This window comes from Paenibacillus sp. sgz302114, assembly GCF_056120345.1.
Window position 1 is genome coordinate 16,777 of the sequence record NZ_JBVYOI010000014.1, and the last position, 12,456, is coordinate 29,232.

The following is a 12,456-nucleotide window of genomic DNA, read 5'->3' on the forward strand; positions in this document are numbered from 1 at the left end:
GGGCGAAGGCCACTAGGCAAGGCGAAAGCCGCGAGGCGCTAGGGGCGAAGGCCGCTAGCCGCGGGTGGTTACATGCGCTCAGGCGCCGAAACGCCGACGAGGCGCAGCACGTTCGCGATCGCCGTACGCGTCGCGCCAAGCAGCGCGAAGCGCGCCTGGGTTTGAGCCGCGTCTTCCGTAATGACGCGGTCGGCTCTGTAGTAGCTGTGGAACAGCGACGCGAGCTCGTATACATAGCGGATGAGACGGTGCGGCGCGTATTGCGACGCAGCTTCCGCGATTTCTTGCGGCAGCTCGCCGATTCTGCGAAGCAGGTCGAATTCGTGCTCGGTTGTCAGCTTGCTCAGATCCACTTCAGCAAGCGGCAATACCGCAATGCCTTGCTCCTCCGCTTGGCGGAAGATGCTGCAAATCCGCGCGTGCGCGTACTGCACATAGAACACCGGATTCTCGTTGGATGTGGAAATCGCCAGATCCATATCGAAGTCCAGGTGTGAATCCATGCTGCGCATCGTGAAGAAGTAGCGAATGGCGTCGATGCCGACTTCGTCCATCAAGTCTACCATCGTGACGGCTTTGCCCGTACGCTTCGACATTTTTACTTTCTCGCCGTTCTGGAACAGGCTCACCATCTGAGCAATCAATACGACCAGTTTCTTCGAATCGTTGCCGAGCGCATCCATCGCTGCTTTCACACGCGGGATATAGCCGTGGTGGTCAGCGCCCCAAATGTTAATCATCTGGTCGAATCCGCGCGCATACTTGTCACGGTGGTATGCGATGTCCGGCGTCAAATAAGTGTATGAGCCGTCATTCTTCACGAGCACGCGATTCTTGTCGTCGCCGTACTCCATCGTGTTCAGCCAAGTCGCGCCTTCTTCTTCGAACACTTGGCCGCGCTCGCGCAACGCTTCAAGCGCCTGCTCTACTTGGCCGGTCTTATAAAGCGAAGTCTCGCTGTACCATACATCAAACGCTACGCGGAAATTGCCGAGATCGCGCTTGATCTTATTGAGCTCGCGCTCAAGTCCGTAGTCGCGGAAGAACGTGAAGCGCTCCTCATCCGGCAGCGACAGCAGGCGATCTCCTTCATTCGCGGCAAGCTCTTGCGCGAAGCCGATAATATCTTCGCCGTGGTAGCCGTCTTCCGGCATTTCAGCGTCTTGGCCGAGCGCTTGCTTGTAGCGCGCTTCAATGGAGTAAGCCAGGTTCGCAACCTGCTTGCCCGCATCGTTAATATAGTACTCTCTCGATACATCATAGCCGGCAAAATCAAGCACGTTGCAAAGCGCATCGCCTACTGCCGCGCCGCGAGCATGGCCAAGGTGAAGGCTGCCCGTCGGGTTCGCGCTGACGAACTCGACTTGTACGCGCTGGCCTGCCCCAGCATCAATGCGGCCATAATCATCGCCTTGTTCCAATACCTGAGCTACGACCGGATAGAGATAACTGCGGTCCATGCGGAAGTTAATGAAGCCCGGTCCGGCAATCTCAGCACTCTGGATTGAAGCTTTCTTCGTATCAAGTCCGGCAATAATCGCTTCAGCGATTTGGCGCGGGTTCTTCTTCGCCAGCTTCGTCAGCTGCATCGCAGCGTTCGTTGCAAGGTCGCCGTGCGCCTTATCCTTCGGCACCTCCAACACGAATACGGGCAGCTCTTCGCGAGTTGCAATCCCAGCGTTCACGACTGCATCTGCAATCGCTTCTTTCAGCTGATCGTGCAGCTGTTCAATAACGTTCGTTCTCATAAAAAATCCAATCCCCCTGGTTCGTAGATGTGAAAATTCAAACTGTAATGTGTCTCCCTGTAACAAGCTTACGAAGCTTCTTCTTCAGCCCGCAGCCGAATCCGAAATTCACCGGTCGGCTCGTCGTTAATGAGCAGCGTATACTGCCATTCCAGCAGCATCGGCAGCGTCGGCACGATCTGGTCAGAGGCATCCGCAGCCGTCTGCTGTTCCTGCTGCCCGGAGAAATCACCGAACTGCATCCAGAGCAGCTTCGTCTCTGTTTCCATATGGAAATTAGCATGAGCCGATGTATAATGGCCGGTGCGGCGGACTCCCGCAACAAAGATCTGCTGCGATTCCACGGCGCCATGACGCGACAAGCTCAGCTCGCCGTCGCGATAGCGAATCATCGTGCGCACCTCCGCGCTCGTGCCTGAGGCGCCCTCTACCGTCTCTTCATAGCGGATGAACACTGTGCCGCCCTTGCGAAACCATTCGCCGCTAAATGTGTTATGCTCGCGTTCCCCATCGACATCGCTTGTAAGCGTAATGGTTACTTTTGCTCTCTCCGTCATGTATCACGGTCTCCCGTCGCCTAATACTCCTGTCCTCACTATATACAGGAGCATCGTCAATTTCAATGCCCGCCGCATATGCCGCGTGAGCAGGCGGTGCTTAAATCTGTGTCGGCGTCTTGAGACCTAGCAGCGTTAGCCCTGAGCGCAAAAGATTGGCAACCGCAGCGGCTAGCAGCAGCTTCGCGGAGGTCTCCTCCTCGTTCTCCGTCAGAATGCGCTCCTGATGGTAGAAGCGGTTGAACCGCTTCGCTGCATCGAGCAGGAAGCGCGCGAGCACGGACGGCTCGTGCTGGCGAATCGCCTCCGCAATCGCTTCCGGGTAAGCCGCCAGCGCCTTCAAGCATTCCCATGCAGCTGCCCCGGTCAGATGCTGCCCGTAACGTCCTTCTACCGCGATAGCACCCGACTGGCTCAGCGCCTCCGCTTCCTCTAGGGACAGGCCGCCTTTTGCCAGCAGCTTGAACGCTCTTGCCGCTGTATATTGCACATACGGGCCGGTCTCCCCTTCGAAGCGCAGCGCTTCATCGAGCGAGAAGTCGACCTCCAGCATGCGGTGATGCTTCAAATCACCGAAGACGATCGCGCCAATTCCGACCGCTTCCGCTACGTCCTGCGCGCCTTCAAGCTCTGGATTCTTCTCCGTGATGATTGCCGAAGCTTTTGCTACCGCTTCATCGAGCACTTCATCGAGGAAGATGACCTGCCCTTTACGCGTGGACATTTTGCGACCGTCGAACTTCATGAGACCGAATGGCAGATGCAGACAGTCGTCTGCCACCTCTTCACCCATGCGCTTCAATACCGCGAACACTTGGGTAAAATGCAGCTTCTGCTCCGCGCCGACCACATACAGCAGCAGATCTCCGCCCATCTCTTTCTTGCGGTAGAGCGCCGTAGCGAGGTCACGCGTCGGGTAGATTGTCGTGCCGTCTGTCTTCAGAATGAGACATGGCGGCAGCCCTTCTTCTTCAAGACGCACGACCTGCGCGCCATTGCTCTCTTCCAGCAGTTTCAGCTCCGTCAGTCGCTCGACGACAGCGCCCATCTTATCGTTATAGAAGCTCTCCCCGAGCGTGTGATCGAACTTCACGCCGAGACGCGCGTAGACGCGGTCGAACTCCTCCATGCTGAAAGAGACAAAATACTGCCACAGTCGATGCGCTTCCTCATCGCCGTTCTCAAGCTTCCAGAACCAGCGGCGGGCTTCGTCTTCCAGCGTCGCATCATTCTCCACTTCCTCGTGAAAACGAACGTACAAGCTGAGACTCTCTTTGATCGGCGCTTCTTTCAGCTTCGCTTCATCGCCCCAACGGCGGTAAGCCTCCATCAGCTTGCCGAACTGCGTTCCCCAATCCCCGATATGATTGACGGTGACGACCTCATAACCAGACGCGCGGTACATCTGGGCGAGCGCATTGCCAATCATCGTCGAACGCAAATGGCCGACCCCGAACGGCTTCGCTATATTCGGAGAGGACAAATCTATGATGACGCGCTGCCTTGCACCTACCTGTGACTGGCCAAAATCACTTGCAAGCAGCGGGGCAAGCAGCTTTGGCGCCCATTCCTCGCGCTTCAGGAACAGGTTGAGGTACGGCCCTTTTGCCTCTGCACGGACGGGCTGACCATCTCCATTGATGCGCCCCGCAAGCTCTCCAGCGATTGCCGCCGGCGCAAGCTTCAACGAACGCGAAAGCGCAAAGCACGGGAACGCGACATCGCCAAGCTCTGGATTCGGCGGCAGCTCCAGCAGCCGAACAATCTCCTCATGCTCCAAAGTGACATACGACTGCAGCTGTACGGCTGCCCATTGCAATAACAGGCTCATCAAAAGATTCCTCCCCATTGTGATCTTCAGGAACATAAAAAACCCCCGTCTCAATAAAGAGACGGAGGTTGAAATTCCGCGGTACCACTCTTCTAGCCTTCCATCCCGGATGCCGCAGCAACGCGAGGAAAGAAGCCTCTCAAGGCACGATAACGGGGTGACCGGATGCGCCTACGGACGCCTCTTGTTCAAGCAGAAATCTGCTGCCAAGTCGCGTTTCGGTTCATCTACTCCTGGGTCCGCTTCCCTTACGTCGCTGCACCGGCTTCCACTATCCCGGCTCGCTGATAGCACCGAACTGCAAGGTACTGTCCCAATCATCGTATATTGCTGTTATTTCCCCTATTATATGCAACCTCGCTGAAATTGCAAGCGGCAATTGTTACTCCTACTACGCTTCTATTTCAGGAACGGTAGAATGACCCGCCATGCTTCAATTCGATCAGCCGTATTGCGCATATGCTTGGTCGGAATCGGGCTCGTTGACGGCAGCTTCAGCTTGGTTAAGCCATCGAAGATCGGATTATCGCGAAAATACTTCTTAAACGTGTCATGCGACTTCGTTCCGTTAAACACCAAGCAGCGTAAGCTCGGGTGCTTCTTCACAATACCGGGCAAGTCATTCGGCACCTCCGCGCGAATGTTGGCATCCAGGCTGCCCTCGCGTTCACATGACGCGATGACATCCCACATGGCAATGCCGTGTGAGGCGGCAAAAGCAAGCTTGTCCTCATATTCCTCATCCGGCTCGCGTCCAAACAAGCCATATAGCACCCGCCACATATGATTGCGCGGATTGCCATAGTACTGGTTCATCGCGATCGAGGCCTCGCCGGGCATGCTGCCAAGTATAAGCACTGTCGCGCCATCGTTCATGATCGGCGGAAAAGAGTGAACGCGCATCGTCATGTCGCCGTGCCACCTCCTTCTCCTCCGAGCTTAACCTGATGCGACTAGCTGATGCAAGCGAGTGAAATTAAGTCTGCGGCGAACCCGGCGGCTGACCGCTCAGCTTCTCCAGACGCTGACAAATTTCATGCTGCCATTCGACGTCCTGCACCATGGAGGCGGCAAGCGACAAATTGTGCAGATTGGCCAGCTGCCTAATATGCATCGCATTGACGGCAAGGCAATGCTCGAAGTCAGCCTGCTCGTCACCCGACAGCTGACGGCGAATACGGATCGTCCACAGCTCGGCGAGCCGTTCATGAATCGGTAAAATGTTCACTCGTCACCCCTCCTAATGATCAAACACTAGTAACTAGTATGACCAAAAAAGAGAAGGAGCAAAACAGTACAGGAAACATGATTAACGAATCCCCACTTCTCAGCCCGTTCTGCGTTCAGGGGAAAAGAAAAAAGCTGAGAGTGACGAATACCACTCTCAGCTTCGATAAAACAATTACTTGATGAAACCTAGCAGCATTTCGCGGATGACTTTCGCCGCGACGATCTGGGTTTGTTCCGTTGGGTCGTAAGCTGGCGCTACTTCCACGAGGTCGCAGCCGACGATGTTGATGCCTGCATTAACAATCGCATGAACCGCGTCGATCAGCTCCTTCGACGTGATGCCGCCAGCTTCCGCTGTACCTGTACCAGGCGCTGCGGAAGGGTCGAGCACGTCGATGTCGATCGTCAGGTAAACAGGACGACCAGCAAGCTCAGGCAGCACTTTTTTCAAAGGCTCGAGCACTTCGAACGGGTGGAAATTGATGTTCTCGCGAGCGAACTGCCATTCTTCACGGGAGCCGGAACGGATACCGAATTGGTAAATGTTCTTGCCGCCGATGAGGCCAGCTGCTTTGCGAAGCGGCGTGGAGTGCGAAAGCGGTTCGCCTTCGTAACTCTCGCGCAGGTCGGCATGAGCGTCAAAGTGGATGATCGCCATGTCCGGGTACTTCTTGTACACCTCTTGGAAAATCGGCCACGAGCACAGGTGCTCACCGCCAAGACCGACTGGCATTTTGCCGTCTTCAAGTACCCCTGCAACGAATTCGCCGATAATATCGAGCGAACGCGCCGCATTGCCGAAAGGCAGCAGCAGGTCGCCTGCATCGAAATAATCGATGTCTTCCAGGCTGCGGTCGAGGTACGGGCTGTACTCTTCAAGACCGATCGATACTTCGCGAATACGCGGAGGGCCGAAACGGGAGCCTGGGCGGAACGATACAGTGAAGTCCATCGGCATGCCGTAGATAACCGCCTTGGACGTATTATAGTCTTCCGAGCTTAGAATAAAGACGTTGCCGGAATATTTTTGATCGAGCTTCATAGGTCGCAGTAGTCTCCTCTTACTTTACCAGATCTTCTACAAACTTCGGCAGAACGAATGCCGCTTTGTGCAGACGAGGGGAGTAGTATTTTGTATCGATCTCAGGGATGCTGGACTCGTCCACTTCAAGTGGATCGTACTTTTTGCTGCCCATTGTGAATGTCCACAGACCGCTTGGGTACGTCGGAACGTTAGCCCAGAATACGCGCACGATCGGGAACACTTCCTTCACGTCACGGTTAACGTTCGTGATCAGTTCAGGCGTGAACCAAGGGTTGTCCGTCTGAGCAACGAAGATGCCGTCTTCCTTCAGCGCATCGTAGATGCCTTGGTAGAAGCCGCGCGTGAACAGGTTTACCGCAGGGCCAACCGGCTCTGTGGAGTCAACCATAACAACGTCATATTCATTCTTGTGGTCGTGGATATGCATGAAGCCGTCGTTCACGTGCACTTCAACGCGCGGATCGTCCAGACCGCAAGCGATTTGCGGAAGGTACTTCTTCGAGTACTCGATAACTTTGCCGTCGATATCAACAAGAACAGCCTTCTCAACGCTCGGGTGCTTTAGAATCTCGCGGATAACGCCGCCGTCGCCGCCGCCGACTACGAGAACTTTCTTCGGATTCGGGTGCGTGTACAGAACCGGGTGAGCGACCATTTCGTGATAAACCCACTCGTCCTTGTCCGTTGTCATAACCATACCGTCGAGCACGAGCATCGTGCCGAATTCTTCCGTCTCGATCATATCAAGCTGTTGGAAGTCCGTTTGCTCGCTAACATAAGTTTCTTTTACTTTCATCGTAATGCCGTACGTTGGCGTTTGCTTCTCGGTGTACCACAATTCCATCGTGTAATCCCTGCTTTCTTGTATGTAATGGTGCAATTGTTCATAAGGTCAAATGTTTCAATCTGTATTATAAGTTAACGAGGGGAAAAAGCAACCTTTTGCCATGGGTGCACAAAAATTTAACATCCCCATCCCATTCCTGAATAGTGCGCTCCAATGTTTTCCATACTAGTGGGAATAGCGTAAACAGCTGGAACCGTTCTCTATCGGCAAAAGCTAACATTAGATTGGACTACCAGGTTAGGAGTTAAAACAGATGAAACGATTCGTGTTCAGGCATGGCGGCAAAAACAGCGGCAGGAAGCTTCGAATACCGATCACCATACTATTAGAACGCTGGATGCCTCTCTTAAAACGACTGCAGCGGTGGCTGCTTTATACGGGAGCGTCGTTGCTGCTCTTGTTCGTAGCGGCGTTCTGCTTCCTCTATTATTTGCGGGTGCAGGCGCTGCCTGCTTCAGCGATTAGCCAAACGTCGCAGATGCTGGATGCGCAGGGCCATGTCATCGACACCTTCCATGCCGGCGAGAACCGGCAGTCGGTTCCGCTGAAGGAGATTTCGCCCTATCTCCTTGAGTCGACGCTGGCGATCGAGGATCAGCGCTTTTACGATCATTTGGGCTTCGATCTGAAAGGAATGGCGCGCGCCGCCTTCGTGAATGTGGAACATCTATCGCGCAAGCAAGGGGCGAGCACGTTGACGCAGCAGCTTGCTCGCAATCTATACCTGACACATGAGCGTACATGGTCTCGGAAGCTGAAGGAAGCGATGTATACCATTCAGCTGGAGATGCACTACTCCAAGGACGAGATTCTGGCGCTGTACTTGAATGAAATCTACTATGGCCACGGCGCCTATGGCGCGGAAGCGGCATCGGAGCTGTACTACGGAAAGCATGCTTCGGAGCTGACTTTGGCTGAGAGCGCAATGCTTGCGGGCATCCCGAAAGGGCCAAAGTATTACTCGCCGTATATGGATATGAAGAACGCGAAGGACCGTCAGCGGACAATCCTTCAGACGATGGCCGATCAGGGCATTATTCAGCAGACGGATGCGAAGGCAGCGGGTGCGGAGCTGCTAAAGTTCATCCCGCTTGGCACGAGCAAAGCGAGCGGATCTGCGCCTTATTTCCGCGATTACGTCCGTTACATCGCAGTCGACAAGCTCGGCATTGATGAGCGGAAGCTGAGCGAAGGCGGAATCCGGATCTTCACGACGCTGGATCCTGCCGCGCAGCGCGCCGCTGAGGAAGCCGTTGCGAATGGCATTCCCGAGGGTTCGCAGCAGCAGGCTGCTCTCGTCTCCGTTGACCCGCGCACTGGCTATATTAAAGCGATGGTCGGCGGACGCGAATACAAGACGAATCAATATAACCGCGTCTTCGCCAAGACGCGGCAGCCGGGCTCGTCTTTTAAGCCGATTCTCTATTTGACCGCCTTGCAGCAAGGTGTACTGACGCCTGTGTCGAAGTTCAAGAGCGCACCGACCATCTTCACCTACGATGAAGGGCGCAAAACCTACTCGCCAAGCAACTACAACAGCAAGTATGTCGGCGATTATATTGATTTGCGGCAGGCGATTGCGAGCTCTGACAACATCTATGCAGTGAACTCGATTATGGCTGTTGGACCGGAAAAGGTTATCGACATGGCGCGAAAGCTCGGCATCGAGAGCCCGATGAAGCCGGTGCCGTCGCTGGCACTCGGCACGTTCCCGATCAGCCCGATGGAGATGGCGTCCGCCTTCGGCACGCTCGCCAATGGCGGCGTTCGAATAGAGCCGACGGCGATCCTGCGGATTGAGGACAGCAAAGGCGAAGTGCTCTATGAAGCGAAGCCTGCTTCCTATACAGTCGTCGATGCAGCGCATGCGTATGTGCTGACGAGCCTGATGGAGAGCGTGTTCGATACCGGCGGCACAGCAGGCCGCGTATCGGCAATGATTAAGCGGCCGGTCGCCGGCAAGACCGGCACGACCGCGACCGATGCGTGGCTCGTCGGCTACACGCCGGAGCTTGCGACAGCGGTATGGGTCGGCTACGACAAGGACCGCAAGCTGTCGCAGACGGAAGCAAGGCGGGCAGCGCCGATCTTCGCTTCCTATACGGAAGCGGCGCTTTCGGCGATTCCGCCGAAGATCTTCCCGCTGCCTGACGGCGTCGTGTCCGTCTATATTGACCCAAGCAGCGGCAAGCTCGCCGGCAAGACGTGCCAAAACCGGCGGCTCGAGACGTTCGTGAGCGGCACGCAGCCGACCGAGGTATGCGGCGTTCACGGCGATATCCCTGTATCGCCGGATGGCAGCGCCGACGCGAAGTCGGAGCAGACACGCGCTTGGTGGAAAGTGTTTAAGCGCTGGTGGGCGAACTAATGCGCTAATGCGAGGGGCCCCTATACCGTGGCAGGCTGTGATGCTTGATGCTGCCGGGTATAGGGGCCCTTTTTTGCGTCCGTGCAGGAACGGTGGCGCGGCACGAATGCGCTAGCTGCCGATGGTCGATGTCTGCCGATGACATGACTACTCGAGGCTGCTCCGCTCATTTTGGCAAGGACGACACATGCTTCTAACGAACTCAGCTGCGCTTATTCGCCGCGAAATTGCTGTTTTCGAGCGCTAACGAATCACAGACACGTTATTCCCCCGTTTTCACGCCTAGGTCAGCCTTTTTAAGCCAAATAACGCTGCTGGGGTTCGTTAGCGCTTGTAAGGAGTGATTTTCGGGCAAATAAGGATATGCTGAGATTCGTTAGCCGTTCGCTGCTGCTTTTATAACGAAATATGTAATTCCGCTGCAACGCCGCGAATATAATCCGCCGCTTGCTGGTATTCCTCATTGGTGCGCAGATGCTCAATCATGAGCGGGGTATCGGGATGCAGCTTGTGCAGTTCCGTCAAGAATGCCCTGTAATCAAGCATCCCCTGACCTGGAATAACCTCGTCGAGGTGAACGGTTAAGTTGCTGCGCAGCAGAATGTCCTTGGCGTGACAATTGCGAATATAGGGTCCGAGTTTACTGAAGAAGTCGCGAATGATGTCACAGGTCCGGTAGTGCGTTCTCGGGCTGCTGATAATATTCACGGGATCGAAGTGAACGCCGAAGCCTTGACGGTCCACCGCTTTTATTAATGCAAGATACGTATCGGCTGAGTCCGGGAATACCCACGGCATCATTTCAAGCGCAAATACCGTCCGCTGCGGCTTCACCGCATCAATAATGTCACGCACCGTCTCTACGATTAACTCAAAGGTAGCCTCGCTGAAATTGTCCGGGTGCGGTCCATCCCATTGCTCGCCACGCGATCCAGCAATCGTGACGCACACGCCTGCTCCGATGCGCTCCGCGAGCGCAAGCCTCCTTCTGCAATAAGCAATGGCTTCCCGTCTAGTCTCCTCGTTCGGGCTGATCGGATTGCTCCAAGCTCCCACTTCGGAGATGACAATATCATTCTCGCTGGCTGCCTTCATGTAGAAGTCCAGCTCGGACAGCTGGTCTTCTCGATCAATTGGACACGTTGCCGCTCGGAAGCCTGCCTGCTTATGCGCCAGCGCCCAGCTCTCCGGATTTTTCTCATCTATAAATACTTGTCCGCCTAGCCGCATCGCTTCATCCCATCCCTTGAGAGCGTATTTATTAGCGCCAGTATATCATAATGCGGTAGTTATTTTTTCCTTTATTTGGCTTACAAGGAAAACTGCGCTTCGTGCCGAATAAGTGCAAGAAGACGTACTAGGCAAGGAGATTCCTCTGCCTCCAGCATGGAGTTCCAGCAAGAGATGATCTGATCTACTAATAATGAGATGGATGATGAGAGGATGGTTTCCCTAATGGCAGGATTACTCGGCAACAACTTCATCACGGCATGATATTGAAAAAGTAAGCCAGACTTACGCCGACTTCTTCGGCATCGACAAGCCGCCAATCATCATCACCGACACAGCAGATAAGGCACAGACCCAGTTTGGCGGAGAACCAAGCGGAGCACGGGCGAAGCTGGCATTCTTCAACATGGGCTCGCTCCAATTGGAGCTGATTGAGCCGGATGAGCATCCGAGCACTTGGCGGAATTATTTGAATGAGCATGGCGAGGGGCCGCATCATATTGCTTTTGTCATTGAGGGGATGAAGGAAAAGGTCGCGCTGCTCGAGAGCCGAGGCTTTCCCCTGGAGCAAAAGGGTGAATATACCGGCGGGCGTTATGCGTACATGAACACGATTCCTCAGTTGAAGGTGCTTGTCGAACTTCTCGAAAACGACAAATAAGGAGGCTCCTCGTTGATGTCGATGAACGCACTTATTACAGGCGCAAGCCGCGGACTTGGCTGCGAAATGGCAGCAGAGGCGCTGAAGCGCGGGCATTCCGTTATCGCAGGTGTGCGAGATGTCGAGATGCCTGGCAAGCTGGCTGCGTTGCGGGATACATATGGTGATGAGCGGATTCTGATTGTTCATCTGGACGTAACTGACGAAGCGAGCATCGCTGCTCTTGCGGACCGCTTGAAGCAAGAAGGGCGGACGCTTGGCGCCATCATCAACAACGCTGCCATTCTGAATGCGCGCGACACGCATATTGAAGAGCTCGATATGGACGACGTGTTGAAATCCTTCGATGTGAATGTATGGGCCGATGCGGGTCGTGAAGCATTTTCTGCCTTTGTTGACAGAGGAGAGTGCGGCGCTCATTAACGTATCGTCGGAAGCAGGCAGCCTGACCAACGCTTATCCCGGCGACTACCCGTACGCGATCTCGAAGACGGCGCTCAACATGTTCACGCTGCAGCTGCACAGCTACTTGAAAGATCGCGGCGTGCTTGTGCTCAGCATCCACCCTGGCTGGATGTTTACCGACATGGGCGGCAAGCAAGCGCCAACCGACCCGCGCGACAGCGCGCGCGGCATCTTCGATCTGATCGAGCGGCGCGTCGAAACGGACAGCCCGTGGCAGTTCGTTGATTATAGGGGCCAGGCGATGTTGATTTGAGTTGAAATGAGAAAAGCCTCGCATTCCGCTGGTTTCGGCGGAATGCGAGGCTTTTTGTTTGAGTGAGGGCAGGGATGGTTGTCCCTACCTCGATTTCGAAGCTGAGAGAGCAAATACTCTCTCAGAGGGCGAAACAGGCGATTTCGATTGTTGAGAGAGCATATATGCTCTCTCGGAGGCGAAAGCAGGCCACGATTTCGCTTATTGGATGCTGAGAGAGC

At 54.9% G+C, this 12,456-nt stretch carries 10 protein-coding genes and 1 pseudogene; 3 read left to right on the top strand and 8 right to left on the bottom strand.

The genetic code is table 11. The annotated features are described in order from the left end of the window. Window positions 1-68: 68 nt before the first annotated feature. The 7 genes from argS (AC0LWF_RS23635) to speE all read right to left on the bottom strand — a co-directional run bounded on the left by argS (AC0LWF_RS23635) (window position 69) and on the right by speE (window position 7,255). Complete coding sequence (argS, locus tag AC0LWF_RS23635; protein ID WP_474653994.1) at window positions 69-1,748, bottom strand: arginine--tRNA ligase; 1,680 nt, start codon at window positions 1,746-1,748, stop codon at window positions 69-71. A 68-nt stretch (window positions 1,749-1,816) separates the two neighbouring features. Continuing rightward, window positions 1,817-2,305 (bottom strand): YwiB family protein, encoded by a 489-nt coding sequence (locus tag AC0LWF_RS23640; protein ID WP_474653995.1) that lies wholly within the window; start codon window positions 2,303-2,305, stop codon window positions 1,817-1,819. Window positions 2,306-2,405: 100 nt separating this feature from the next. After that, on the bottom strand, window positions 2,406-4,130 hold the full coding sequence (argS, locus tag AC0LWF_RS23645; RefSeq protein ID WP_474654079.1) for an arginine--tRNA ligase: 1,725 nt from the start codon (window positions 4,128-4,130) through the stop codon (window positions 2,406-2,408). A gap of 405 nt (window positions 4,131-4,535) precedes the next feature. Continuing rightward, a complete protein-coding gene (locus AC0LWF_RS23650; protein ID WP_474653996.1) occupies window positions 4,536-5,045 on the bottom strand; it encodes a DNA-deoxyinosine glycosylase in 510 nt (169 codons plus the stop codon). Window positions 5,046-5,112: 67 nt separating this feature from the next. Beyond that, the gene (locus AC0LWF_RS23655; RefSeq protein ID WP_474653997.1) at window positions 5,113-5,364 is read right to left on the bottom strand and encodes a DUF7667 family protein; all 252 of its coding nucleotides are present in this window, start codon (window positions 5,362-5,364) and stop codon (window positions 5,113-5,115) included. Window positions 5,365-5,538: 174 nt separating this feature from the next. Continuing rightward, window positions 5,539-6,408 carry an agmatinase gene (gene speB / locus AC0LWF_RS23660; protein ID WP_474653998.1) on the bottom strand — a complete coding sequence of 290 codons (870 nt, stop codon included), beginning with the start codon at window positions 6,406-6,408 and terminating at the stop codon, window positions 5,539-5,541. Between the two features lie 19 nt (window positions 6,409-6,427). Further along, entirely contained in the window at window positions 6,428-7,255 is an 828-nt protein-coding gene (gene speE, locus AC0LWF_RS23665) for a polyamine aminopropyltransferase (RefSeq protein WP_090582011.1), read from the bottom strand. Window positions 7,256-7,511: 256 nt separating this feature from the next. Here speE and AC0LWF_RS23670 point away from each other — a divergent pair, with 256 nt between their 5' ends. Then, window positions 7,512-9,626 carry a transglycosylase domain-containing protein gene (locus AC0LWF_RS23670; RefSeq protein WP_474653999.1) on the top strand — a complete coding sequence of 705 codons (2,115 nt, stop codon included), beginning with the start codon at window positions 7,512-7,514 and terminating at the stop codon, window positions 9,624-9,626. Between the two features lie 396 nt (window positions 9,627-10,022). Here the strand turns inward: AC0LWF_RS23670 and AC0LWF_RS23675 are convergent, their stop codons facing one another. Then, complete coding sequence (locus tag AC0LWF_RS23675; protein ID WP_474654000.1) at window positions 10,023-10,856, bottom strand: sugar phosphate isomerase/epimerase family protein; 834 nt, start codon at window positions 10,854-10,856, stop codon at window positions 10,023-10,025. Between the two features lie 265 nt (window positions 10,857-11,121). Here AC0LWF_RS23675 and AC0LWF_RS23680 point away from each other — a divergent pair, with 265 nt between their 5' ends. Together AC0LWF_RS23680 and AC0LWF_RS23685 are read left to right on the top strand one after the other, a co-directional pair. Further along, on the top strand, window positions 11,122-11,517 hold the full coding sequence (locus AC0LWF_RS23680) for a VOC family protein (protein ID WP_474654080.1): 396 nt from the start codon (window positions 11,122-11,124) through the stop codon (window positions 11,515-11,517). Between the two features lie 66 nt (window positions 11,518-11,583). Next, window positions 11,584-12,235, top strand: a pseudogene (locus tag AC0LWF_RS23685) (SDR family oxidoreductase). Window positions 12,236-12,456: the final 221 nt, after the last annotated feature.